Here is a 24,199-nt window from a genome sequence, read left to right as displayed (position 1 = left end):
CCGCGCATCGGCCGGCCGACCGGGGCGGCGCCCGCGCCTCAGCCGCCGAGCGTGAGGATCAGCTCGTCGGTCTCCTCGCCGCGTGCATGGGCGAAACCGCGGTCGTGTCCGGTGACGGTGAAGCCGCACTTGGCCAGGACGCGCAAGGAGCCCGCGTTGTCGGCGGCGACGCGGGCGTACAGCGGACGCTCCGGTACGAGAGCGAGCAGCGCCCGCAGTGCCTCGGTGGCGACACCGCGCCCCCAGTGGGCGCGGTCGATCCAGTAGGTCACCTGAAGGTCGCCCGGCTCCCCGTATACGCAGGCGCTCCCCACGACCTCACTGTCGGCGAGCACGGTCCGTACGACCTCGTTGGTGAGGATCCGCGCCCAGTGCGCGTCGAAGCGGGCACGGTCCACCGGCCCCGCGGGCCCGAATGCCGCCATGCGCTTCGCCTCGGGGTCCTGGAAGTGCGTGAAGAACAGATCGAGGTCCGGTGCCTCGACCTTGCGCAGGGTCACCTCCATCAGAGCCGCCGCGTCGCGAGCGTGAGCCGGTCCCGCGCGTCGAACAGCGCGTCCTTGATCATCTGCTCGTGCGCCGGCGTCAGCCGGGCCACCGGCACCGAGCAGCTGATCGCGTCGCGCGCCGGGGTGCGGTACGGGATCGCGACGCCGAAGCAGCGCAGGCCCAGGGTGTTCTCCTCGCGGTCCACGGCGTAGCCCTGCTCGCGGATCTGCCGCAGCTCCTCGATGAGCTGCTCCCGGTCCGTGATCGTGTGCTCGGTGAGCGCGGGCAGCGTCTCCGGGAGCATCTTGCGGACCTGCTCGTCGCTGTGGGTGGCGAGCAGCGCCTTGCCGAGCGAGGTGGAGTGGGCGGGCAGCCGGCGGCCGACGCGGGTGAAGGGGCGAAGGTAGTGCTGGGACTGGCGGGTGGCGAGGTACACGACGTTCGTGCCGTCGAGACGCGCCAGGTGGATCGTCTCGGTGGTGTCGTCCGAGAGCCGGTCCAGGGTGGGCCGGGCGGCCGCGACGACCTCGTCGCCGTCGATGTACGACGTGCCGACGAGCAGGGCGCGCACGCCGATGCCGTACCGCGTGCCCGTCGCGTCCGTCTCCACCCAGCCCAGCTCGACGAGGGTGCGCAGCAGCATGTAGAGGCTGGACTTGGGATAACCGACGGCCTCCTGCACGGCGGCGAGCGAGTGCATACCGGGACGTCCCGCGAAGAACTCGAGCAATTCCACCGTCCGCACCGCGGACTTGACCTGTGCCCCACCCTGCTCGACAGCTGCCATGGCCCTTGACCCCTTCAAACGCCCGGAAATAGAGTCCCCACACATTCAGCATCAGGAACTCTGTTCAGAATACCGAACAACTCCGGGAAGGAAGCCGCGGTGGGAGCAGCACCAGTCTGGAGTGTGGACCCCCGAACCGGGAAGCCGCGTGAGCAGGTTGCGGTGGAGGCCACAGCCGAGGAGGTCGACCGGGCGGTACGGGCCGCGCACGCCGCGCTCCCCGCGCTCGCCGACCGTACGGTACGTGCCGCCCTCCTCCGTACCGCCGCCGGCCTTCTCGACGAGGCGGGCGAGCACGTCATCGAGGCCGCCGACGCCGAGACCGCGCTCGGTCCCGCACGGCTCACCGGTGAACTGGCGAGGACCACCGCCCAGTTGCGGGCGTTCGCCGACGTCGTCGACGAGGGTGCCTTCCTCGACATCCGCATCGACCACGCGGACCAGGACCGCACCCCGCCGTGGCCCGACCTGCGCCGCTGGAAGATCCCCCTCGGGGTCGTGGCCGTCTACTCCGCGAGCAACTTCCCGCTGGCCTTCTCCGTGCCGGGCGGCGACACCGCCAGCGCCCTCGCCGCGGGCTGCCCCGTGGTCGTCAAGGCCCACCCGGACCATCCGGCCACCTCCGAGCTGTGCGCGTCGGTCCTGCGCAGGGCCGCCCGTCAGGTGGGGCTCCCTGAGGACGTCGTGGTCCTGGTGCACGGCTTCGACGCGGGCGTGGAGCTCGTACGCCACCCGCTGGTCGCGGCCGCCGGTTTCACCGGCTCGGTACGCGGCGGGCGTGCCCTCTTCGACGCGGCCGTCGCCCGCCCCACGCCCATCCCGTTCCACGGCGAGCTCGGCTCCCTCAACCCCGTCGTGATCACCGAGGCCGCGGCCGCCGAGCGCGCGGAGGCGATCGGCACGGGCCTGGCCGGGTCGATGACCCTGGGCGAGGGCCAGTTCTGCACCAAGCCCGGCTTCGTCCTGGCCCCCGCGGGCGACGTGGGCGACCGGCTGCTCAAGTCCCTGACGGCCGCCGTGAGCGAGACCGAGCCCGGCGTCATGCTCGACCACCGGATGCGGGACGCCTTCGTCGCGGGCGTCGCCGAGCGCGCCGCGCTGGACGGCGTCGAGGCGCCCGTCACGCCCGGTCCGGGCGGAGACCACACCGTGAGCGCGGGCTTCCTGACCGTACCGGCGCAGCACCTGGCCGCCGAAGGTCCGCACGACCTGCTGCTGGAGGAGTGCTTCGGGCCGGTCACCGTCGTCGCCCGGTACACGGAGCAGGACGAGATCACCGGCGTCCTGTCACGGCTGCCCGGCAATCTCACCGCCACCCTCCACGCCGTCGACGACGACCCCGAGGCCGCAGCGCTCCTCGCGGCCCTCACGCCCCTCGCGGGCCGGGTCCTGGTCAACGGCTGGCCGACCGGGGTCGCGGTGGCCCCGGCCCAGCACCACGGCGGTCCCTACCCCGCCTCCACCTCCACCTCCACCTCGGTCGGCACGACGGCGATCGAACGCTGGCTGCGCCCGGTCACCTACCAGTCGGCACCGCCCGCGCTCCTCCCGCCCGAGCTCCGCGACGACAACCCGCTCGGACTTCCGCGCCGGGTCGACGGGCGCCAGGAGCGTCTGGAAAGCTGACCGGGTGACCGACGAGATCACCCTGCCCGAACTCCCCTTCCCGCTACGTCCGTACGGACCCGACGCCGACTGGTCGTACGAGAACGGCATGCTCACCGGCTGGGCGGGCGCACGCCAGGACCGCTTCGTGCCGCCCACCGGCGACGCCCTCGACCCGGTCTCCGACGCGCCCCGCCTCCTCGGCGCGCCGGAGGGCGACTTCCAGCTGATCGCCCGCGTGAAGGTGGGCTTCGGCGCCGCCTTCGACGCGGGCGTGCTCTACCTCCACGTCGCCGAGCGGGAATGGGCCAAGCTCTGCCTGGAGCTGTCCCCGGACAGGCCGACGATCTGCACTGTCGTCACTCGGGGCCACTCCGACGACGCCAACTCCTTCGTCGTGGAGGGCGACAGCGCCTGGCTGCGGATCAGCCGCACCGGAGCCGCCTTCGCCTTCCACGCCTCGGTGGACGGCGAACACTGGACCTTCGTCCGCATCTTCACCCTCGGCAGCCGGGAGCAGGCGGAGGCCGCGCTCGTCGGCTTCATGGCCCAGTCCCCGGTGGGCGAGGGGTGCGTCGCAAGCTTCGACGGGATCGAGTACCGGCCCGCGTGGCCGGAGGGCCTGCGCGACGGATCCTGACGGCGGACGGACGGGTAACAGGTCCTCGTCCGGCGGCGCGGAATGAGACGGCTGCTGTGTGCGTTGAGAGCGGGAGCGGAGGGATCCTCCGCGCCCGTACGCCGTCCGGACAGGCCGTCCGGACAAAACGCAGAGAGCAGAGAGCGGAGACATGCGCGTCGAGATCTGGAGCGACATCGCCTGCCCCTGGTGCTACATCGGCAAGGCACGCTTCGAGAAGGGCCTCGCGGCCTTCGCCCACCGCGACGAGATCGAGGTGGTGCACCGCTCCTTCGAGCTCGACCCCCACCTCGCCAAGGGCGACACCGCGCCCGTGATCGACATGGTCGCGAAGAAGTACGGCCGCACCCTGGACGAGGCCCGCGCCATGGAGGAGCATGTCGCCTCCAACGCGCGCGCCGAGGGGCTCGCGTACCGCACCGAGGGCCGGGACCACGGCAACACCTTCGACATCCACCGCCTCCTGCACCTGGCCAGGGCCAGCGGCCGGCAGGACGAGCTCCTCGACCTCGCCTACCGGGCCAACTTCGCCGACGAGCGGTCCGTCTTCGATCCCGAGGTGCTGGTCGGGCTCGCCGTGGAGGCCGGGCTGGACGCCGACGAGGCCCGCGCGGTCCTCACGGACGACAGCGCCTACGCCGACGAGGTCCGGGCGGACGAGCGCGAGGCCGCCGCGCTCGGCGCCAACGCCGTGCCGTTCTTCGTCATCGACCGCCGCTACGGGGTCTCGGGCGGGCAGCCCGCCGAGGTCTTCACCCAGGCGCTGGAGCAGGCCTGGCAGGGCCGGACCCTGGTCCCGGTCGGCACCACGGACGCCGCGGCGTGCGACACCGACGGCGCGTGCGAGGTCCCGCAGGCCTGATCGCGCGGACAAGGACCGGACAGGGTGGGTACAGATGGGTACATGGACACTCTGGGAGGCGCCGAGTTCGCGCCGACGTCGACGTACCTGAACAGCTCCAGCTGTGGTCTGCTGCCGCGCCGCGCGGTCGAGGCCGTCAAGAAGCTCGCCGATGAGAGCGCGGACGGCCGCCCGGGAGGCGCGGGCAGCTTCGACGCGGTCGACGCCGCCCGCGCCTCCTTCGCCCGCCTGGTCGGCGTATCCGAGGAGCGCGTCGCGACCGGCGGCTCGGTGGCCGTGCACGTGGCGCTGATCGCGGCCTCGCTGCCGTCCGGGGCCGAAGTCGTCCTCCCCGAGGGGGAGTTCAGCTCCGTAGTCACGCCGTTCACGGTCCGCGGCGATCTGAAGGTGCGGTTCGCGCCGCTCGACGGTGTCGCCGATGCCGTACGGCCCGGGACCGCCCTGGTCGCCCTGTCCGCCGTGCAGTCCGCGGACGGCCGGATCGCGGACCTTCCGTCCGTACGGGCCGCCGCGGCCGCGCACGGCGCCCGGGTCCTCGTCGACGCCAGCCAGTCCGCCGGCTGGCTGCCACTGGACGCGGGGGCGTACGACTACACCGTCACCGCAGGCTTCAAGTACCTGCTGTGCCCGCGCGGTACGTCGTTCCTGACGGTCACCGCCGAGGCGCAGGAGTCACTCGTCCCCGCCCATGCGGGCTGGCTGGGCGGCCAGGACCCGTGGGGGAGCACCTACGGGCCGGTCGAGGAGTTCGCCACGTCGGCGCGGCGCTACGACGAGCCGCCGGCCTTCCTCGCCTACCACGGGGCGGAGCAGTCCCTCCCACTGCTGGAGGAGATCGGCATCGAGACGGTCCACGCCCACAACACCGCCCTCGCGGCCCGCTTCCGGGCGGGACTGACGGAGCTCGGCCACGGACCCGTCCCGGGGGACTCCGGAATCGTCGCCGTTCCCGGGCTGGGCGACCGGCAGCCGGAGCTCGCCCGGGCCGGGGTCGTCGTCTCGGCCCGCGTGGGCAATCTGCGGGCCTCGTTCCATCTCTACAATTCGGCCGCCGATGTGGACCGGGCGCTTGAGGCCCTGTCCGGAGTCAGGGCCTGATTCACGGGGCAGGACAGGGCGGGACCTGGGCCGGCCGCAGATCGGCCCTCGGCCGCTGCGGGCACTCGGCGGCCTCCGTGCAGAGGTTCTCCTCGACCTTGGCCAGCAGCCGGCCCAGCTCGGCGCGCTCGGCCGGGTCGAGCCCGGCCACCGTGTGCTCCTCCAGTTCGCCCCATACGCGCTCCACGGCGGAGAGCAGTGCGGAGCTCTCGTCGGTCGCCTCGACGAGCACCGCGCGCCGGTCGTCCGGGTCGGGCCGGCGCCGGACGTGCCCGGTCTGCTCGAGGCGCTGGAGCATTTTGGTGACGGTCGACGGGTCGAGCTCGCACACCTTGATGAGCTCGGACTGCCGTACGGGACCGGCCTCCCAGAGGCGCATCATCACCGTTTCCTGGCCCGGGTAGAGCCCGACCTGCTTGAGGAGCCTGCCCGCCGCGATGCGATGGAGCCGTGCGACCCGGAAGACGGCATGGCTGACCGGGCCGCAGCGGGCCGCAGCGGGCAGCTTGTCGTCGGTACAGACGGGGTCGGCCTCGGGTTTCATCGGGCCTCCTCAGGACCTCTCCGGCGGGGTGCGCGGGTAACTGCGACGGTCCCACATGCTCCCGCGTACAGATTACCTTGGTCGGCCAATTAATACGCTACAGTGATCCCGACCCGCTTACTTGGCCGACCAATATTGTCTGCTCCGGGAGCCTTCATGACCATCGCCTTCGACCCGATCGACCTGTCCGGCACGCGGCTCGCCAACCGCATCGCCATGGCGCCCATGACCCGCAGCCGCGCCTTCGGCCCGGGCCTGACCCCGACCGACTCCACCGTCGAGTACTACGCCCAGCGCGCCTCGGCCGGCCTGATCATCACCGAGGGCATCCAGCCCTCGGCCATCGGGCAGGGCTACCCCGACACCCCCGGGCTGCACAGTGCCGGGCAGGTCGCCGCCTGGCGCGAGGTCACCGACGCCGTGCACGCCAACGGCGGCAGGATCTTCGCCCAGCTCATGCACGCCGGCCGGATCGGCCACCCGGTGCTCTGGCCGGACCAGGAGCTGCTCAGCGTCGCGCCGTCCCCCGTCGCCGCCACGGGGCAGCTCTACACCCGCGAAGGGCCCAAGGACTTCCTCCCGCCGCGCGAGCTGACCGGCGCCGAGGTGCGCGCCACCATCGGCGACTTCGCCGCGGCCGCCCGCAACGCCGTCGAAGCCGGCTTCGACGGCGTCGAGCTGCACGGCGCCAACGGCTACCTCATCCACCAGTTCCTCAGCACCAACACCAACCGGCGCACCGACGAGTGGGGCGGCCCCGTCGAGAACCGCATCCGCTTCGCCCTCGAGGTCACCAGGGCCGTGGCCGCGGAGATCGGCGCGGCCCGCACCGGTCTGCGCCTCTCGCCCGGCAACCCGTACAACGACATGGCCGAGACCGACACCGAGGCGACGTACCTCACGCTCGTCAAGGAGCTGGAGCCGCTGGGCATCGGCTATCTGCACATCACCGAGAACGTCCCCGACTTCCGGGACCTGACGCTGGCCCTGCGCAAGCAGTTCAGCGGCACCTTCGTGCTCAACCCGTCGACCGAGGGCTTCACCGACCACGGCGCGCTGCCGCTGATCGAGGACGGCACGGCGGACGTCCTCGCCTTCGGCGCACTCTTCCTGGCCAACCCCGACCTGCCGGCCAGGCTGCGGACCGCGGGTCCGTACAACACCCCGGACACCGCGACCTTCTTCGGCGGCGGCGACACGGGCTACACCGACTACCCGGCGCTCACCGGCTGACCTGCCGGAACCGGGCACGGAAAGGGGCCGACCGCGCACCCCGCGACCGGCCCCTGGCCCTCTTCACCGGTTCGGCACGCGGGAGTGAAGTCCCGCGCCCCGATGCTGCGTCGTCCGGGGGACGACCCCCGGACCCCCGGCAGCGCCCGGGTCATCGCACAGGCGTGAAGTCCCGCGCCCCGATGAACGACGGGCGCCGCACCGGCGCCGCGAACGGCTCCTGCGCCGCGTTCTCCACGCTGTTGAAGACGATGAAGACGTTGCTGCGCGGATACGGGGTGATGTTGTCCCCTGAACCGTGCATCGCGTTGCAGTCGAACCAGGTCGCCGAGCCCGCCTTGCCGGTGAACAGCCGGATGCCGTGCCGGTCCGCGAACGCGGTCAGCGCGCCGTTCGACGGCGTACCGGCGTCCTGCATCTGCAGCGACTTCTTGTAGTTGTCCTTCGGCGTCTCGCCCGCGCAGCCCAGGAACGTCCTGTGCGACCCAGGCATGATCATCAGGCCGCCGTTGGTGTCGAGGTTCTCGGTCAGCGCGATCGACACCGACACCGTCCGCATCCGCGGCAGGCCGTCCTCCGCGTGCCAGGTCTCGAAGTCCGAGTGCCAGTAGAAGCCCGAAGCCCCGAACCCCGGCTTGACGTTGATCCGCGACTGGTGGACGTACACGTCCGAGCCGAGGATCTGCCGTGCCCGGCCCACGACCCGCTCGTCGCGCACCAGGGCCCCGAAGATCTCGCTGATCCTGTGCACCTCGAACACCGAGCGCACGTCCCGGGACGTCGGCTCGACGACGGAGCGCTCGTCGGCGCGGATCAGCGGGTCGTTGACGAGCCGGTCCAGCTCGGCGCGGTAGATCTCCACCTCGGCCGGAGTGATCAGCTCCTCCATGGCCAGGAAGCCGTCGCGCTCGTACGACTGGAGCGCGGACGGGGCGATCGGGCCGGGCGCCCCGGGCGGGGACCACACCACCGGGTCCTGGCGGGGGACAGCCGTCTCGGTGGCGCCGCGGGTCGGGTAGAGATCGGTGAGCGCGGTGGTCATGGTCAGCCCTCCTCGGCTTCGGTCAGGAGCGGGTAGACGCCGTTCTCGTCGTGGTCCTCCCGTCCGGTGACGGGCGGGGTGAAGACGCAGACGCAGCGGAAGTCCGTCTTGGGGCGCAGGGTGTGACGCTCATGGCCGTCCAGCAGATACATCGTGCCGGGCTCGATCCAGTGCGCCTCGCCGGTCTCGTCGTTCGTCAGCTCGGCCTCGCCCTCCACGCAGAGCACGGCCTCGATGTGGTTCGCGTACCACATCGACGTCTCCGTACCCGCGTAGAGCACGGTCTCGTGCAGGGAGAAGCCGGCTTTCTCCTTGGCGAGCACGATGCGCTTGCTCTCCCAGGTGCCGGACTTCGACCTGATGTGGCGGTCGGTGTTCTCGATGTCCTTGAACGATCGGACGATCACGGTGGTGCGCTTCCTTTCGTACGTGCAGGGCGTGCGGGCCCGCACGCCCTGCGGGGTGTGCGGGCCCGCAGGGTCAGGCGGTCTCGCGGACGGCGCGGGCGAGCGTGCGAAGCCCCTCGTCCAGCTCGTCGGGCGTCACGGTGAGCGGCGGCAGCAGCTTCACCACCTCGCTCTCCGGGCCGGAGGTCTCCAGCAGCAGACCGAGTTCGAAGGCACGGGCGCAGACGGCGGCCGCCCGGCTCCTGTCGGCGAACTCCAGGCCCCAGACCAGGCCGCGGCCCCGGAAGTGGGCCCCGTCCGCGGAGTTCTCGTCGGCGATCCCGAGCAGCGCCTGCTCGACCTGCTCGCCGCGGGCGAGGGTCTGCTTCTCCATCTGGCCGTCGGACCAGTACGCGTCCAGTGCGGCGGCCGCGGTGACGAAGGCCGGGTTGTTGCCGCGGAACGTGCCGTTGTGCTCGCCCGGCTCCCAGATGTCGAGCTCCGGGTTGAACAGGCAGAGGGACATGGGCAGTCCGTACCCGCTGATGGACTTCGACAGGGTGACGATGTCGGGGGTGATGCCCGCCTCCTCGAAGGAGAAGAAGGCGCCGGTGCGGCCGCAGCCCATCTGGATGTCGTCGACGATGAGCAGCATGTCCTGGCGGTGGCACAGGTCGGCGAGCGCCCGCAGCCACTCCGGCCGGGCCACGTTGATGCCGCCCTCGCCCTGCACGGTCTCGACGATGACCGCCGCGGGCTTGTTGAGACCCGAGCCCTGGTCCTCGAGCAGCCGCTCGAACCAGAGGAAGTCCTGGACCTGCCCGTCGAGATAGTTGTCGAACGGCATCGGCGTGCCGTGCACCAGCGGGATGCCGGCGCCGGCCCGCTTGAAGGCGTTGCCGGTGACGGCGAGCGAGCCCAGCGACATCCCGTGGAAGGCGTTGGTGAACGACACGATCGACTCACGGCCCTTGACCTTGCGGGCGAGCTTCAGCGCGGCCTCGACCGCGTTGGTGCCGGTCGGGCCGGGGAACATCACCTTGTACGGCAGATCGCGCGGCCGCAGCACGATGTTCTGGAAGGACTCCAGAAAGGAGCGCTTCGCGGTCGTCGCCATGTCCAGGCCGTGCGTGATGCCGTCGCGCTCCAGATAGTCCAGCAGCGCGCGTTTCAGTACGGGGTTGTTGTGGCCGTAGTTGAGTGATCCGGCGCCGGCGAAGAAGTCGAGATAGGTGTGGCCGTCCTCGTCGGTGAGGCGGGCGCCCTGCGCGCGGTCGAACACGGCGGGCCAACCGCGGCAGTAGCTGCGCACCTCCGACTCCAGGGTCTCGAAGACACTAAGGGCGGGAGGGGTGATGGTCACAGCGTTTCACTCCTGATGTGGGGGTCGGACGGAGTTCGAGCGTGGATCAGCCGCTGATCGGGCCGATGCGGTACAGCACTTCGGGCTGATGGGCCCCGTCGGGGAACAGCCCGCCGTCGAACAGGACTTCGCGCTCCAGCGACGCGCCGCGCCGGGCGGCGTACGAGGCGAAGAGCCGGTCGGATGCGCTGTTGTCCGGGGTGACGGTCGTCTCGACCGAGCGGACCCCGCGCCTGGCCGCGACGCGGTGGGTCAGCGCGTCGAGGAGTGCCCCGGCCAGTCCGCGGCCGCGGTGCGCGGCGTCGACGGCGACCTGCCAGACGACCAGCGTCTCCGGGCGCTCGGGCCTGATGTATCCGGTGACGAACGCGATCGGCTCACCGTCCGTGCCGCGGGCCACCACGGAGGTAGCGGCGAAGTCGCGGCACCACAGCAAATAGCTGTACGAGGAGTTGAGGTCCAGGACCTCGGAGTCCCGCGCGATTCGCCAGATCGCGGCTCCGTCCTCCACGCGTGGGCTGTTGATGCTCAATGCGGTGGTCATGCGGATTGAATTTAGCGAGCAAATTCGGAGATTGCATCGGGTGGTGGGGTTGGGCGGCGCGATGGCATGTGTTATCGCGCGGGCGCGCGCAGGCGCGAAGCCGCCCTCAGCCGTGGCGAACTCTCCCTGTTTGACCGGGAGTTATCGGGCAACAAGACACGTCGGTGTGGGGTCGGTCACACACCTGCAACGGGCCCGAAATGCCGCGTCGATCTTGTTGGAACTTTGGCGTTTAGCCCCTGGGAAACCGGGCAGAAGAATGCGGGGAGCTGCTCTCGATAAAGCAACTCCCCGCATTCTTGAATTCATACGCTATTTATTTGTTTCCAAGATGTCGGACATTACATGCCCCAGGCGTCGCCGGCCGCGCGGCGGGCGCCTTCCGGATCCACCTCGAGGCCGTACTCGCCGAGCGCCGCGCCCAGCGCCGCCAGCGAGGACTCCACGGCGCCGGGCGTCGCGTCCGCGCCGTAGTGGTTCACCCGGATCATCTCCGCGGACAGGGCGCCACCGCCCGCGATCAGCGGCACCGACGGGTCGGCGGCCCGCGCCTTCGCCACCAGGTCCGAGGCGTCGATCCCGGCCGGGGCGCGCAGCGTGGTCGCCACCGGAGCCGCCTCCTGCGCCTCGTGGACGTACGGAGCCAGACCGCCACCCAGCGCGACCGCACCCGCACGGGTCGCCGCGGCGGCCGACGCGTGCCGGGCCGTCACTGCGTCCAGGCCCTCCGCCTCGATCCGCTCCAGACACGCCTCCAGCGCCAGCATCTCCAGCTGTGCCGGCGCGTGCAGCAGCGCCTTGCGGCCGCCGTCGATCCAGCGCTCCTTCCAGTCGAGGAGCGAGAGGTACGAGCGGCGGGGCGCGGCCGGGTTCGCCGCGAAGCGCTCCCAGGCGCGCCCGCTCACCGAGACGGCCGACACCCCGGCCGGGCCGCCCATCGCCTTCTGCGCGCCGATCACGCACAGGTCCACGCCCCACGCGTCCGGCAGCAGCGGCTCGGCACCCACGGAGGCGACGGCGTCCAGCATGAACAGGGCGCCATGGGCCCGTACGACCTCGCCGATCTCCGCGACCGGGTTGGTGTTGCCGGTGGCCGCCTCCGCGTGGACGAGCGACACGAAGTCGATCTCAGGGTGCTGCTCCAGCGCCCGGGCGATCTGCTCGGCGGTCACGGCGGTGTGGAAGGGGACCTCCAGGTCGACGACGGCCGCCCCGCAGTCGCGCAGCCAGTTCCCGAAGGTCTGGCCGTAGGGCCCCGTCACCACGTTCAGCGCGGCCGAACCCGGCCGGGCGCCGCTGCGGATGCAGGCCTCCAGTGGAAGCAGCGCCTCACCCTGCGTGATCACGACGTCCTGCCCGGTGGAGAGCAGGGCGGCGAACCGCCACTCGATCGCCGCGAAGTGCGAGGCGGTCAGCGGGGCCAGGTCCAGAAACGGGTGCGTCACGGCGGTGCTCTCTTCGAAACGTAGGTTCAACGGGGGTTCTCGGCCGCCCTCGATCGAGGGTAGAGCAGGCTCGTAGAGTGCTGGTCATGAGCGATCGCGTGGTGCTGCATGTCAAGGGGCGGGTGCTGGTCGGGCCGCAGGAGGTCCGGGACGAGCTGTGGGTGGTCGGCGGCCGGATCACGTACCGGCGGCCCGTGGGCGCGGACGACGTGCGGACCGTCGAGGGCTGGGCCCTGCCGGGCCTGGTCGACGCCCACTGCCACGTCGGGCTCGACCAGCACGGCGCGGTGGACGAGGCGACCAGCGAGAAGCAGGCGCTGACCGACCGGGACGCGGGCACGCTCCTCGTCCGGGACGCCGGCTCGCCCTCCGACACCCGCTGGATCGACGACCGCGAGGACCTGCCGAAGATCATCCGGGCTGGCCGTCACATCGCCCGCACCCGCCGCTACATCCGCAACTACGCCCATGAGATCGAGCCCGACGACCTCGTCGCGTACGTGGCGAAGGAGGCGGTGCGCGGCGACGGCTGGGTCAAGCTCGTCGGGGACTGGCTCGACCGCGAGTCGGGCGACCTGGGCGCCTGCTGGCCGCGCGGCGCGGTCGAGGCGGCCATCGCCGAGGCGCACCGGCTGGGCGCGCGCGTCACCGCGCACTGCTTCGCCGAGGACTCGCTGCGGGATCTCGTCGAGGCGGGCATCGACTGCATCGAGCACGCGACCGGGCTGACCGACGAGACCATCCCGCTCTTCGCCGAGCGAGGTGTCGCGATCGTGCCGACGCTCGTCAACATCGCGACGTTCCCGCAGCTCGCAGTGGGCGGCGAGAAGAAGTTCCCGCGCTGGTCGGACCATATGCGGCGCCTGCACGAACGCCGTTACGACACCGTCCGCTCGGCGTACGACGCGGGCATCCCCGTCTACGTCGGCACCGACGCGGGCGGCTCCCTGCCGCACGGGCTCGTCGCGGCCGAGGTCGCCGAGCTGGTGAAGGCCGGCATCCCGCCCGTGGAGGCGCTGTCGGCCACGGCATGGGGCGCGCGGAGCTGGCTGGGCAGGCCGGGGCTCGAGGAGGGCGCGGAGGCGGACCTCGTGGTGTACGAGGCGGATCCGCGGGCGGACGTGCGGGTGCTGGGGGCACCGCGGAGGGTGATCCTTCGGGGGCGCGTCATCGGTTGACGGGCGTGTGTGACGGCGCTGGACGCCGGATGGAAGCTGATGGCCGAGCGCCTGGAGGAGGCCGGCGAGGACGCGAAGGTCTCCATCGAGGTCCAGCGTTCCTCCGCAGCGCGGCAGGACCTCCGCGATCCGCCAACTCGTCCTCCAGGCCCCGGCCCCCGTCATCGCAAAGGCTCTCGGCTACCACGACAAGACCGCCACACGGCTGGTCACCGAAGCCGGTGGAACCTGGAGCCGATACGCCCCCCGGCGACCACGCACGGTGATATTGGGACCGACCTCACCGAGGAGTACGCGACACCTCAACATGCGAGCCCACCAGTCCCAACGGCGTACGCCCCGAGGGTCAGCCGCAGGAGCGATCACGAGAACGTCCGTACCTGCTTAATCGAATACGGGCACGGAAACGCCACTTTGGAGTGAACTCACCACAGGTGTCCGCCAGTTCACTCTGGGTGCGTAAAGATTCCGGTGTTCTCGATCGCCGCCGTCGCGCACGAGTCCCCGTGGCGGGCGGGCCTGGCGATGTCATGTCTCCTGTGGGGGTTCCACCACCTTGAACAGCAACACCTTCCGCATGCCCGCACGCCGCTCCGCAGCCGCGGCGGCCGCCGTCGCGCTGGCCGCCGGGCCGGTGGCACTCGCCACCGCCCCGGCCGCACACGCGACGGGCGGCGGCGACGGGCGCGCGAGCGCGGTCGTGCTCCGAACCGGCCTGGACGTCTCCCTGCTCAACAAGACGGTCCATGTGCCGCTGAAGGCCACCCTCAACGAGGTGCAGGCCCCCGCGAGCGCCGAGAAGACCGCGCTCACCGTCCAGGTGGAAGGCGTCGACCAGGGACGGCCGTTCAGCGTGCTGCGGGCGGATGTCGCGAGCGCGAAGGCGACCGCGGACCGCGAGAGGGCCGAGGGGACCACGACCCTCGCCCATGCGAAGGTGCACGTTCCCGGGCTGCCGCTGCTCTCCCTGATCGAGGTCGAGAAGGTCACGGCCCGCGCGCTCTGCGAGGCCGGCAAGAAGCCGGTGGCCGAGTCGAACGTGCTCGGCACCGTCCGGGTGCTGGGCAAGAAGGTCACGCTGACGTCGGGGGGCACGACGCGCATCGAGGTGCCGGGCGTCGGCGACGTCACGCTCGACCTCTCCCGTACGGAGACGACGTCGCGCACGGCCGCGGCGACCGCGCTCGAACTGAACGTGTCCGTCAACCCGCTGAAGCTGAATGTCGCGGAGGTGGAGGGCGTGGTGACGCTGGTGGCGGCGACGTGCGAGGCGCCTTCGCCTGCCGGCGGTGCGGATGTGGAGCCCCAGACGGGCGCGGAGCCGGCTGCCGCCGGGCCGGAGTTGGCGTCCTCCGACTCCGGGGACGACCTGGCGGAGACCGGCGGCAGCGCGACGACGCCGTACTTCGCGGCCGGGGCGTTCGGGCTCCTGGCCACGGGGGCGGCGGCGGTGTTCCTGGCCCGCCGCCAGGCCCGGGACTAGGGCGCGTATCGGGTCGTGATCAATGAGCGGGTTCTCCCCTCACGCTGATCTTCGATCCGGTAGATCGTCTTGCATGACACGTGGGCAACGGACCGATGTGGAGTGGGAGTTCATCGAGCCGTACCTGCCGATCGGTTCAGCGTTGACTCCACCACCGCCCGAGCCCACCAAGACGCCGCCGGGATGCACCTCGATCCCCGCGCGCTCGACGCGCTGGAGAAGGCCACCGAGGAGAAGCCCAGGTCAAAGGGGGCGGTTGCGAAGAGCAAATCGGGCGGAAGACCGACGATGATCCCGGGTGGGAAGAGCGACGGCGCATCCGGCGCCGTTGCAAACTCCGGCTGGAGGCCGCACTCCTGGGACCTCCCCGGGGTGGGCAGACCAGCAAGGTCCACCTCGCCGCCGACCGCAGGTGCCGTCCGCCGGCGTTCGTCCTGACCGCTGGGCAGGCCGCCGACGGCCCGCAGTTCATCCCCGTGCTGGACAAGGTGCGCGTCCGCGGGCCCGTCGGCCACCGAGGCACGCAGGTGAAGCCCGGCGAGGTAGCTTTCCGGGTAGCTGCATTCCCGGATGTCGGGATTTCGGTGGCCCGCTGCCGCCCGGGGAACCGGAAGAGGAAGGGCCGCAAAGGGGGACGCCCCGTCGACCCGACGCCGAGCTCTGCAGAGTGGGGATTGTGCGCCACCAGCGCGGTGTCGGCCCGCGGGCTCAGGCGAGGGCGGCGGCCAGCAGGGCGAAGGCGGCGATGATGACGGCGACGCGGACGTAGTGGAAGCGGTCCCAGCGGTTCATCTGCTGCTTCCAGTCGGCGGGCCGGTTGTCAGGGGTCCACGTCTTGCCCCGGTTGTTGATCGGGACGAGCAACAGGATCGACATGATCACGCTGAGGATCAGCAGCGCGCCGGCGGTGACGACGAGTCCGGCGCCGGGGCGGTGCCATCCGGCGATGGCCCAGACCGCGACGAGGACGAGCGAGCCGATGTACCAGACCGGCATCACGGCGCCGAGCATCCGGCCCCCGTGGGCGCGGCCGAGTTGGCCACTGTCCTCGGGGAGTGCGCTGAGGATCGGGTTGATGACGAAGGCGACGGAGAACTCCACCCCCACCATCACGCCGACGACCACGGTGGTGAACACCTCGAGTGCGTCGAGCATGACTACCCCTCCTGGAATCTAGTGTTGCTAGATGATGAGGCAACGCTAGTACTGCTGACGGTTGATTGTCTAGCGGTGCTAGGATCGAATCATGTCGGTACAGGAACGCAAGCAGCGCGAACGGGCGGAGCGGGAGCGCCTCATCGTGGCGACAGCCCGCGAACTCGCCGAGCAGCAGGGCTGGGACGCGGTCACCACCCGCCGGCTCGCCGAGCGCATCGAATACAGCCAGCCCGTCCTCTACAGCCATTTCCGCGGCAAGCGCGAGATCATCGGCGCCGTCGCCCTCGAGGGTGCCACCGAGATGGCCGCGGCGCTGCGGGCCGCGGCCTCCGCCGCGGACGGCCCGCGCGCCCGGGTCACCGCCCTCGCCCGCGCCTACCTCGACTTCGCCGAGCGCAATCCGGCGGTCTACGACGCCATGTTCGAGCTCGACGGCGGCCTGGCGTTCGCGGACGAGGAGACCCCGGAGCCTCTGAAGGATGGCTTCGCCGCCCTGCTGGAAAGCCTCGGTGAGGTCGCCGGGGAAGGCGTCCACCCGGGACTGTTCACCGAGGTGTTCTGGGCGGCCCTGCACGGGCTGGCGACCCTGACCCGGGCGGGACGGCTGCCCACAGGGGACGCCGAGCGGAGGGTGGAGCTGCTGGTGGACCGGCTCGCCGTGGTCTGACACACCATCCCGGCGGGCACGCAGCCGGGGCCCTCGGGCCCCGCCGCTGCCTGCCTGCGGCATCGCTTCCGGTCACTCGCGCCCACACGGGCGCAGCCGCAGATCGCCGGGCCCTGTACCCCAGACGGGGCACCCGCCCCGGAAGCTGCGGTGCTCATTGATCACGACCCCCGCGCCCTAGCCTTCGGCGGTGCGTGTGTCCGGTGCCGTGACGGACACCCCGGCCCACCGTCACGGCACCGGGCGCGCCCGGCCCCCGCCCGTACCCCGGGGCCGGGCCCCCAGGGGCTCAGGGCGCGCCGACTGCCGTCAGGGCCTGGTCCAGGGCCTGGAGGAAGCGGTTCGTCGTCGTACGGTCACGGACCGCCACACGGAGCCACCGCCGGTCCAGCCCCGGAAACGTGTCGCCCCGCCGCGCCGCGAAGCCCAGACCGCGCAGCCGCTCCCGTACCTCGTCCGCACGCTCCATGCGGAGCAGGACGAACGGCCCCTCCGCCTCCGTCACCGCCCGTACCTCGTCGAACTCCGCCAGCCCGGCCATGAGATGGGCCCGGTCCTTGGCGATGCGTTCGGCCGCCTCGGCGGCCTCCGCCAGCGCCCGGGGCGACATGCACGCCTCCGCCGCCGCCAGCGCGGGGGTCGACACGGGCCACAGCGGCTGTGCCCGCTCCAGCGCCGCGATCGTCGCCGGCGCGGCGAGTACGTAGCCGATGCGCAGCCCCGCGAGACCCCACGTCTTCGTGAGGCTGCGCAGCACCACGAGCCCGGGGACGTCGGTCCGCGCTGCCAGCGCCTCCGGCTCGCCCGGCACCGCGTCCATGAACGCCTCGTCGACCACCACGATCCGCCCCGGCCGGGCCAGCCCGGCGATGGCGTCCGCCGGGTGGAGGACCGACGTCGGGTTCGTCGGATTGCCGACGACGACGAGGTCCGCCGACTCGGGCACGGCCCCCGGGTCCAGCCGGAAGCCGTCCTGCTCGCGCAGCAGCACGCGCTCGACCGCATGCCCCGCGTCCCGCAGCGCCGCCTCCGGCTCGGTGAACTGCGGGTGCACGACCACCGGTCTGCGGACCCGCAGGGCCCGCGCGAGCAGCACGAACGCCTCGGCCGCCCCCGCCGTCAGCAGCACCCGCTCCACGGGCAACCCGTGGCGCGCCGCGACCGCCGCCCGCGCCGCGCGCCCGTCCGGATAGGCGGCGAGCGACATCAGCGCCTCGGTGATGCGCTCGCGCAACCACGCCGGGGGAGTGCCGGTGCGGACGTTGACCGCGAGATCGGTCAGCCGCCCGTCGCGGACCTCCGCGTCGCCGTGGTGGCGCAGATCGTGGGTGTCAGTGTGCGCCGGCATGAGTGTCCTGCCGCTGAACGGACGGTGGTCGGTGCTGTGCCGGTACGGGCACGGATTCGGGCACGGAAACGGCCTCCCGGTAGCGCTCGACGACCAGGTCGGCCAACTCCCCGACGGGACCGATCACTTCCGCGAACCGCACGTCCGTGTCCGGATGCGCCGCCGCCCAGCCCTCCGTGTGCAGCCGCGCCCGCTCCACCGGGCCGCCGTCGAACAGCACGTACGGCACGACGGCGATCCGCCGCGCCCCGAGCCGTACGCAGCGGTCGAGCCCGGCCGGCACATCGGGCGCCGCGGAGGACACGAACGCCGTCTCGACCCCCGCGTACCCCCGCCCCTCCCAGAACAGCCGCGCCGCCCGGTGCACCTCGGCGTTGGCCTCGGGATCGGTCGAGCCGGGCGCCACGAGCAGGACGGTCACCTCGGCACGGTCCCGCGGCGTACGGCCCGCCGCGCCCGCTCCCAGCGCCTCGTCCAGCCGCCGCTCCAGTACGGCGAGCAGCGCCGGGTCAGGGCCGAGCGCCCGGCTCCGGGCGACGGACAGCCCGGGATGTTCTCCGGCCGCGTCCGCGAGCGCCCCGGCGATCCCGTCGTCCGTGCGCGCATCGGGCGCCAGCGCCAGCGGCACGGCGGCGACCGTGCTCGCGCCCGCCGTGACGAGCTCGTCCACGGCCTCGGCGACCGGCCACCGGTCGGCCCCGACGAGCCCGCCCGCGACGGGAATCCCGGGGTGGCGTCGGCCCAGCAGTGCCACGAGGTCCTGGAACGCGGCCGCTGCGGCGTCGTGCCGGGCGCCGGGGGCGGCGATGAGCAGTGCGGGCGGGGAAGTCACACGTTCTCCTCGGAAACGGGGCTGTGGTGCCGGTGATGCGGGTCTTGGGGGTCCTGCGGGTCCTGCGGGTCCTGTCGGTATCGATCATGTCCAACGCGGCCGGATCCACGCCCGGCGGGTGCCGTCGGCGCTTCCACGCCGGCCGACGACATCGTGCCGGACCCCGCCGCCCGGCGCCCGGCCTCTTCCGGAACAAGCTCGGCTGCTTCCGGAACACGAGGGGCCGCAACATCGGGGTCCGGAAGCCGTACGATCGCACAGGTCACACCGCCGGGTCGCCCCTCCGTCCCCGACTTCCGTTTCGGCACGACGAGTTCGCCGCCGCCCGCGAGCGCCGCGGCCTCCGCCACCGACGGCGTACCCACCGCGTCCCGCGCCGCACCGGACGGGTGCGGCACGGGCACCAGGGCCAGCTCCCGGGCCGAGTACGTCCGCAGGGGGACGCCGAGCGCGGCAGCGGCGGCGACGAGCCCGGGCTCGGCCGCCTTGCCGTCCACCGTCGCCAGGGCGACGACCGCCTCCGAGGCCTCTCCTGCCTCCCGCAGCGCACGGCGGACCAGCCCGAGCACCTCATCGAAGGGGGCACCCCGGCGCGCGCCGACACCGACGACAAGAGCGCTCATGGCGTGGCACCCGGCGCCGACGGGGGTGCATCCGCTAGCAAGAACCCATGGCGGTGTTCGTCGCGCTCGGCGCGTTCCTGATGACGCTGGTGGGCGGGTGGGCGGCGCAGCGCGTGACCGACCGGCGCCACCTCGTGCTGGGCCTCGCGGGCGGGCTCATGCTCGGCGCGGCCGGGCTCGATCTGCTGCCGGAGGCGGTGGAGGCGGCGGGCCACGAGGTGTTCGGGGTCCCCCAGGCGCTGCTGCTCTTCGTGGGCGGTTTCCTGCTCGCGCACCTCGTGGAGCGGCTGCTGGCGGGACGTCAGGCGTCGCACGGCGCGTACAACGGGGGACGCCACGACCACCACGCACCCCAGCTCGGCATGGCCGCCGCCGCGGCCTTGGTCGGCCACAGCCTCATGGACGGCATCGCCATCGGCGCCGCGTTCCAGGCCGGCGGCGGGATGGGCGCCACCGTCGCACTCGCCGTGATCACCCACGACTTCGCCGACGGCTTCAACACGTACACGATCACCAGCCTGTACGGGAACGAGCGCCGCAAGGCCCTCGCCATGCTCTTCGCGGCCGCGCTCGCACCCGTGGCCGGTGCGGCGTCCACCCTGCTGTTCACGATGCCGCAGGAGCTGCTCGGCAGCTATCTCGGCTTCTTCGGCGGAGTGTTGCTCTACCTCGCCGCCGCGGAGATCCTGCCCGAGGCGCACCACGACCATCCGGCCCGCTCCACGCTGCTGTGCACCGTGGCCGGCGTGGCGTTCATCTGGCTGGTGACGGGTGTGGCCGAGTGACGCCGGGCAGCGGCTGTGCCTCATGCTCGCCCTGACCATTCCGCGCACCGCCGGACGAGACGGCGTGCCGTGTCCGGCACCCCGGCCCAGTGCGTGTGCACGTAACTCGCGTGCACACCCTGCTGGACGAAGCCCTCGACCCGCCGCTCGGGCTGCCGCAGCCCCCAGGCCGCCTGCGGCCCGGCGCCCGGCTCCAGGACCGTGCGATGGAACTCGTGCCCGCGCATCCGCGTCCCCGCCGCGGCCAGGACGCTGTCGCTCACGGCGACCGCGTCCCGGTAGCCGAGGGTGAGCCGCTCCGACATCCGCGCATCGGCGTCCAGCACCCCGCACATGGGCTTCCCGTCCAGTGAACGGGCGAGATAGAGCAGCCCGGCGCACTCGGCGGCGACGGGCGACCCCGCCTGCGCCAGCTCGGCGACCGCCTTGCGCAGACGGGAGTTGGCGGACAGCTCCGGGGCGTACACCTCGGGGAAACCGCCGCCGATGACGACGCCTGCGGTGCCGTCGGGCAGCTCCTCGTCCCGGAGGGGGTCGAACGGGACGACCTCCGCCCCGGCGGCGGTGAGCAGTTCCGCGTGCTCGGCGTACGAGAACGTGAACGCGGCACCGCCGGCGACGGCGACGACGGGCCTGCGGTCGTCGGCAGCCCGCAATCCGGTGGGCTCCCACAACCCGGTGGGCTCCCACGGCTCCTCGTGGAGCGCCGGCGCACTCCGTGCCAACGCCAGCAGCCCTTCCAGGTCGCACCCCAGACGCACCTGCTCCGCCTGCGCGGCCACCGCCGCCACAGCCTCCGCGTGCCGCTCCGCCACCGGCACCAGCCCCAGGTGCCTGGACGGCGTCGCCACCGCGGGGGCCCGCCGTAGCACGCCCAGCACCGGTACCCCCGACTCCTCCAGGGCCTCCCGCAGCAGCGCCTCGTGGCGGTCCGTCGCGACCTTGTTGAGGATCACGCCGCCGAGCCGCACCTGCGGGTCCCAGGAGGCGAAGCCGTGGACGAGCGCCGCCACCGACCGCGACTGCGACGACGCGTCCACGACCAGCACCACGGGCGCCCGCAGCAGCTTCGCGACCTGGGCCGTCGAGGCCAGTTCACCGGCGCCGGCCGCGCCGTCGTACAGCCCCATCACGCCCTCGATCACCGCCAGGTCGCAGCCGCGCGCGCCGTGCGCGAACAGGGGCGCGATCAGCTCCGTACCGCACATGTACGCGTCGAGGTTACGACCGGGGCGGCCCGTCGCGAGCGCGTGGTAGCCCGGGTCGATGTAGTCGGGGCCCACCTTGTGCGGGGAGACGGCGAGACCGATCGCCGCGAAGGCGGCCATCAGGCCCGTCGCGACGGTGGTCTTGCCGCTGCCCGACGCCGGTGCGGCGATGACGAGACGTGCTACCACTCGATGCCTACCATTCGATGCCCCGCTGGCCCTTCTGACCCGCGTCCATCGGGTGCTTGACCTTGGACATGTCGGTGACGAGATCGGCGAAGTCGAGCAGCGCCTGCGGGGCGTTGCGCCCGGTGATGACGACGTGCTGGGTGCCGGGGCGGTCGCGCAGCACCTGGATCACCTCGTCCGTGTCCACCCACCCCCAGTGCAGCGGGTACGCGAACTCGTCCAGCACGTAGAACCGGTACTTCTCGGCGGCGAGGTCGCGCTTGACCTGCTCCCAGCCCTCGCGCGCCTTCTCCTCGTTCGACAGCTCACCGTCGGCGGGGGCCCGCTGGATCCAGGACCACCCCTCGCCCATCTTGTGCCAGTCGACGGTCCCGCCCTCCCCGGACGCCCCGAGGACCTTCAGCGCGTTCTCCTCGCCGACCTTCCACTTCGCCGACTTGACGAACTGGAACACCCCGACCGGCCAGCCCTGGTTCCAGGCGCGCAGCGCCATCCCGAAGGCGGCGGTCGACTTCCCCTTGCCGATGCCCGTGTGCACCATCACCAGCGGGCGGTTGCGGCGCTGACGGGTGGTCAGTCCGTCGTCCGGTACGACGGTCGGTTGTCCCTGCGGCACTACGCGGCCCTCCTCGTTGTCGTTGCCTGTACGTCCCTGACGAGCCCCGCGATGCTGTCCGCGCGCAGCTCGTCCAGGGTGATGGCGGTGCCGCTCAGGTCGGCGGCGAGCCGTCCGGCGAGACCGAGCCGGACCGGGCCGGTCTCGCAGTCGACGACCACGGAGGCGGTGCCGTCGGCGGCATGCAGCCGCGCGGCCCGCCCGGCCAGCGCCACCGGGTCGGGGCCGCCGGTCGCCCGTCCGTCCGTCACCACCACGAGCAGGGGGCGGCGCGAGGGATCGCGCAGCCGCTCCACGCGCAGCACGTCGTGCGCCTTGAGCAGGCCGGCGGACAGCGGGGTCCGGCCGCCCGTCGGCAGCTTCTCCAGGCGTGCGGCCGCGGCGTCCACGGACGACGTCGGCGGCAGTGCCACCTCGGCGCCCGTACCGCGGAAGGTGACGAGACCGACCTTGTCGCGCCGCTGGTAGGCGTCCAGCAGCAGGGACAGCACCGCGCCCTTGACCGCGCTCATCCGCTGCCGGGCCGCCATCGACCCGGACGCGTCCACGACGAACAGGACGAGATTGCCCTCGCGGCCCTCGCGCGTGGCCTGGCGCAGATCGTCACGCCGGACCACGAGACCGGCGCCCGACCGCCCGCGCGCCCGCTGGTGCGGGGCCGCGGCCTGCACGGTGGCCGCCAGGTGCAGCTTGGTGAGCGCCCCCCGGGGCCGCCGGGCGCCGGTCGTCCTGCCGTGTTCGGTACGGGCGCGGGAGCGGCGCCCCGCCGCGCCCTCGCCGAGCCCGGGAACGCTGAGCATCTTCGTACGGAACGGTTCGGCGGCCCGTACGGCGGACTGCTCGCCCGGGCCCTGGGCCTGCCGCTCCTCGGCGGGCGCCGGGGCTTCGGGCCCCTGCGACTGGGGCGGAATCCCGCCCCCGCCCCCCGGGCCGCCGCCGGGCCCGCCGTCCGGGCCGTCGGGATCCGGGTCCGGATCGTGGTCGGGGTCCTGCTCGGGCTCGTCGTCCCCGCCGAACTGCTCGAGCGTCTCGTCGAGTTTGTCCTCGTCGAGGCCCGGCGCGTCGAACGGGTTACGCCGCCGCCGGTGGGGGAGCGCCAGCAGAGCCGCCTGCCGGACGTCCTCCTCGAGCACGTCCGTGCGCCCCGCCCAGGCGGCCAGCGCCGTCGCCGTCCTGGCCATCACGATGTCGGCGCGCATGCCGTCCACCTCGAACGCCGCGCACGTCGCCGCGATCCGGCGCAGGGCCCCGTCACCCAGCACCACGCCGGGCAGCAGCGCCCGCGCGGCCACGATCCGCTGGCGCAGCGCCGCCTCCTCGTCCGCCCAGCGCGCCGCGAAGCCGGCCGGGTCGTCGTCGTACGCCAGCCGCCGGCGCACGACCTCGACCCGCTGCTCCGGCTCCCGCGACGCGGCCACCTCGACGGTCAGCCCGAACCGGTCCAGCAACTGCGGCCGCAGCTCGCCCTCTTCGGGGTTCATCGTCCCCACGAGCAGGAAGCGTGCGGCATGCCGCACGGACACGCCCTCGCGTTCCACGTACGAGGCGCCCATGGCGGCCGCGTCCAGCAGGAGGTCCACCAGGTGGTCGTGGAGGAGGTTGACCTCGTCGACGTACAGAATGCCCCGGTGCGCGTCCGCGAGCAGCCCGGGCTCGAACGCCTTCACGCCCTCCGAGAGCGCCCGCTCGATGTCGAGCGCCCCGACCAGCCGGTCCTCCGAGGCCCCGACGGGCAGCTCGACCATCCGGGCCGGCCGGGCGGTGCCGGGTGCGGCCTCGTGCGGCCCGTCAGGACACCCCGGATCGGGCGCCCCCGGCGCACACGAGAACCGGCACCCGGCGACCACGTCCACATCCGGCATGAGCGCCGCGAGCGCCCGCACGGCGGTCGACTTGGCGGTGCCCTTCTCACCGCGTACGAGCACACCGCCGACCGCGGGCGAGACCGCGTTCAACAGGAGCCCGAGCCGCAGATCGTCCATTCCGACGACGGCGGTGAACGGGTAGGGGGTGCTCATCGGGTGATCACTCCTTCGCTGGAGCCACGCCGGTTGCGCGGCTCGTTCGTGCCCTG

At 72.6% G+C, this 24,199-nt stretch carries 24 protein-coding genes and 1 pseudogene; 10 read left to right on the top strand and 15 right to left on the bottom strand.

Translation table 11 applies throughout. The features are described 5' to 3' along the window. Positions 1-38 precede the first annotated feature (38 nt). The gene (locus ACFV9O_RS02380) at positions 39-506 is read right to left on the bottom strand and encodes a GNAT family N-acetyltransferase (protein WP_385411254.1); all 468 of its coding nucleotides are present in this window, start codon (positions 504-506) and stop codon (positions 39-41) included. Then, positions 506-1,276: an IclR family transcriptional regulator gene (locus tag ACFV9O_RS02375; RefSeq protein WP_385411252.1), complete on the bottom strand. Its 771-nt coding sequence runs from the start codon at positions 1,274-1,276 to the stop codon at positions 506-508. The genes ACFV9O_RS02380 and ACFV9O_RS02375 overlap by 1 nt, the downstream gene beginning before the upstream one ends. 99 nt (positions 1,277-1,375) lie before the next feature. Between ACFV9O_RS02375 and ACFV9O_RS02370 the strand changes: the two genes are divergently transcribed. From ACFV9O_RS02370 to ACFV9O_RS02355, 4 genes are all read left to right on the top strand, one after another. Continuing rightward, complete coding sequence (locus ACFV9O_RS02370; RefSeq protein WP_385411251.1) at positions 1,376-2,902, top strand: aldehyde dehydrogenase (NADP(+)); 1,527 nt, start codon at positions 1,376-1,378, stop codon at positions 2,900-2,902. Positions 2,903-2,906: 4 nt separating this feature from the next. Further along, positions 2,907-3,521, top strand: coding sequence for a DUF1349 domain-containing protein (locus tag ACFV9O_RS02365; protein WP_385411250.1), 615 nt, complete (start codon positions 2,907-2,909; stop codon positions 3,519-3,521). Between the two features lie 151 nt (positions 3,522-3,672). Further along, positions 3,673-4,383 (top strand): DsbA family oxidoreductase, encoded by a 711-nt coding sequence (locus tag ACFV9O_RS02360; RefSeq protein ID WP_385411248.1) that lies wholly within the window; start codon positions 3,673-3,675, stop codon positions 4,381-4,383. A 42-nt stretch (positions 4,384-4,425) separates the two neighbouring features. After that, the gene (locus tag ACFV9O_RS02355; RefSeq protein WP_385411247.1) at positions 4,426-5,481 is read left to right on the top strand and encodes an aminotransferase class V-fold PLP-dependent enzyme; all 1,056 of its coding nucleotides are present in this window, start codon (positions 4,426-4,428) and stop codon (positions 5,479-5,481) included. A 1-nt stretch (position 5,482) separates the two neighbouring features. Here ACFV9O_RS02355 and ACFV9O_RS02350 read toward each other — a convergent pair whose 3' ends face one another. Next, on the bottom strand, positions 5,483-6,025 hold the full coding sequence (locus tag ACFV9O_RS02350) for a MarR family winged helix-turn-helix transcriptional regulator (RefSeq protein WP_385411245.1): 543 nt from the start codon (positions 6,023-6,025) through the stop codon (positions 5,483-5,485). 156 nt (positions 6,026-6,181) lie between these two features. On the opposite strand from ACFV9O_RS02350, the gene ACFV9O_RS02345 reads away from it, so the two are divergent. Further along, positions 6,182-7,258 carry an alkene reductase gene (locus ACFV9O_RS02345; protein ID WP_385411243.1) on the top strand — a complete coding sequence of 359 codons (1,077 nt, stop codon included), beginning with the start codon at positions 6,182-6,184 and terminating at the stop codon, positions 7,256-7,258. A 151-nt stretch (positions 7,259-7,409) separates the two neighbouring features. On the opposite strand, the gene thpD is transcribed toward ACFV9O_RS02345, so the two are convergent. The 5 genes from thpD to ACFV9O_RS02320 form a co-directional block, all read right to left on the bottom strand. Beyond that, positions 7,410-8,300, bottom strand: a complete 891-nt coding sequence (gene thpD, locus ACFV9O_RS02340) for an ectoine hydroxylase (protein ID WP_385411241.1) — start codon at positions 8,298-8,300, stop codon at positions 7,410-7,412. 2 nt (positions 8,301-8,302) lie between these two features. Next, complete coding sequence (locus tag ACFV9O_RS02335) at positions 8,303-8,707, bottom strand: ectoine synthase (protein ID WP_385411240.1); 405 nt, start codon at positions 8,705-8,707, stop codon at positions 8,303-8,305. A 73-nt stretch (positions 8,708-8,780) separates the two neighbouring features. Then, positions 8,781-10,049, bottom strand: coding sequence for a diaminobutyrate--2-oxoglutarate transaminase (gene ectB, locus ACFV9O_RS02330; RefSeq protein ID WP_385411238.1), 1,269 nt, complete (start codon positions 10,047-10,049; stop codon positions 8,781-8,783). Positions 10,050-10,095: 46 nt separating this feature from the next. Further along, on the bottom strand, positions 10,096-10,593 hold the full coding sequence (gene ectA, locus ACFV9O_RS02325) for a diaminobutyrate acetyltransferase (RefSeq protein WP_385411237.1): 498 nt from the start codon (positions 10,591-10,593) through the stop codon (positions 10,096-10,098). A gap of 341 nt (positions 10,594-10,934) precedes the next feature. Next, positions 10,935-12,038: a pyridoxal-phosphate-dependent aminotransferase family protein gene (locus tag ACFV9O_RS02320; protein ID WP_385411236.1), complete on the bottom strand. Its 1,104-nt coding sequence runs from the start codon at positions 12,036-12,038 to the stop codon at positions 10,935-10,937. 86 nt (positions 12,039-12,124) lie between these two features. Between ACFV9O_RS02320 and ACFV9O_RS02315 the strand changes: the two genes are divergently transcribed. From ACFV9O_RS02315 to ACFV9O_RS02305, 3 genes and pseudogenes are all read left to right on the top strand, one after another. Continuing rightward, complete coding sequence (locus ACFV9O_RS02315; protein WP_385411235.1) at positions 12,125-13,216, top strand: amidohydrolase family protein; 1,092 nt, start codon at positions 12,125-12,127, stop codon at positions 13,214-13,216. A 556-nt stretch (positions 13,217-13,772) separates the two neighbouring features. Next, on the top strand, positions 13,773-14,699 hold the full coding sequence (locus ACFV9O_RS02310; RefSeq protein ID WP_385411233.1) for an SCO1860 family LAETG-anchored protein: 927 nt from the start codon (positions 13,773-13,775) through the stop codon (positions 14,697-14,699). A gap of 138 nt (positions 14,700-14,837) precedes the next feature. Then, a pseudogene (locus ACFV9O_RS02305) lies at positions 14,838-15,346 on the top strand (hypothetical protein); the annotation flags it as partial. A 61-nt stretch (positions 15,347-15,407) separates the two neighbouring features. Here the strand turns inward: ACFV9O_RS02305 and ACFV9O_RS02300 are convergent. Continuing rightward, complete coding sequence (locus ACFV9O_RS02300) at positions 15,408-15,854, bottom strand: anthrone oxygenase family protein (protein WP_385411231.1); 447 nt, start codon at positions 15,852-15,854, stop codon at positions 15,408-15,410. Positions 15,855-15,945: 91 nt separating this feature from the next. On the opposite strand from ACFV9O_RS02300, the gene ACFV9O_RS02295 reads away from it, so the two are divergent. Continuing rightward, positions 15,946-16,524 carry a TetR/AcrR family transcriptional regulator gene (locus ACFV9O_RS02295; protein ID WP_385411229.1) on the top strand — a complete coding sequence of 193 codons (579 nt, stop codon included), beginning with the start codon at positions 15,946-15,948 and terminating at the stop codon, positions 16,522-16,524. A 289-nt stretch (positions 16,525-16,813) separates the two neighbouring features. Here the strand turns inward: ACFV9O_RS02295 and cobC are convergent, their stop codons facing one another. From cobC to ACFV9O_RS02280, 3 genes are read right to left on the bottom strand one after another with little or no spacing between them, the layout of a single operon-like run. Then, on the bottom strand, positions 16,814-17,872 hold the full coding sequence (gene cobC / locus ACFV9O_RS02290; protein WP_385411227.1) for an Rv2231c family pyridoxal phosphate-dependent protein CobC: 1,059 nt from the start codon (positions 17,870-17,872) through the stop codon (positions 16,814-16,816). Continuing rightward, positions 17,856-18,704, bottom strand: coding sequence for a sirohydrochlorin chelatase (locus ACFV9O_RS02285; RefSeq protein WP_385411225.1), 849 nt, complete (start codon positions 18,702-18,704; stop codon positions 17,856-17,858). The genes cobC and ACFV9O_RS02285 overlap by 17 nt, the downstream gene beginning before the upstream one ends. Beyond that, positions 18,701-19,327, bottom strand: a complete 627-nt coding sequence (locus ACFV9O_RS02280) for a cobalamin biosynthesis protein (RefSeq protein ID WP_385411224.1) — start codon at positions 19,325-19,327, stop codon at positions 18,701-18,703. The genes ACFV9O_RS02285 and ACFV9O_RS02280 overlap by 4 nt, the downstream gene beginning before the upstream one ends. Before the next feature lie 47 nt (positions 19,328-19,374). On the opposite strand from ACFV9O_RS02280, the gene ACFV9O_RS02275 reads away from it, so the two are divergent. Further along, the gene (locus tag ACFV9O_RS02275) at positions 19,375-20,112 is read left to right on the top strand and encodes a ZIP family metal transporter (protein WP_385411223.1); all 738 of its coding nucleotides are present in this window, start codon (positions 19,375-19,377) and stop codon (positions 20,110-20,112) included. Between the two features lie 20 nt (positions 20,113-20,132). On the opposite strand, the gene ACFV9O_RS02270 is transcribed toward ACFV9O_RS02275, so the two are convergent. From ACFV9O_RS02270 to ACFV9O_RS02260, 3 genes are read right to left on the bottom strand one after another with little or no spacing between them, the layout of a single operon-like run. Continuing rightward, positions 20,133-21,509: a cobyrinate a,c-diamide synthase gene (locus ACFV9O_RS02270; RefSeq protein WP_385411221.1), complete on the bottom strand. Its 1,377-nt coding sequence runs from the start codon at positions 21,507-21,509 to the stop codon at positions 20,133-20,135. Between the two features lie 7 nt (positions 21,510-21,516). Next, positions 21,517-22,125, bottom strand: a complete 609-nt coding sequence (gene cobO, locus ACFV9O_RS02265; protein WP_385411219.1) for a cob(I)yrinic acid a,c-diamide adenosyltransferase — start codon at positions 22,123-22,125, stop codon at positions 21,517-21,519. Further along, the gene (locus ACFV9O_RS02260) at positions 22,125-24,143 is read right to left on the bottom strand and encodes a putative cobaltochelatase (RefSeq protein ID WP_385411217.1); all 2,019 of its coding nucleotides are present in this window, start codon (positions 24,141-24,143) and stop codon (positions 22,125-22,127) included. The genes cobO and ACFV9O_RS02260 overlap by 1 nt, the downstream gene beginning before the upstream one ends. Between the last annotated feature and the right edge of the window lie 56 nt (positions 24,144-24,199).

It is taken from the genome of Streptomyces sp. NPDC059909 (assembly GCF_042730885.1).
In the GTDB taxonomy this organism is placed as follows: domain Bacteria; phylum Actinomycetota; class Actinomycetes; order Streptomycetales; family Streptomycetaceae; genus Streptomyces.
Note: the sequence above shows the minus strand (reverse complement) of the source record. Positions and strands in the feature narration are given on the sequence as shown.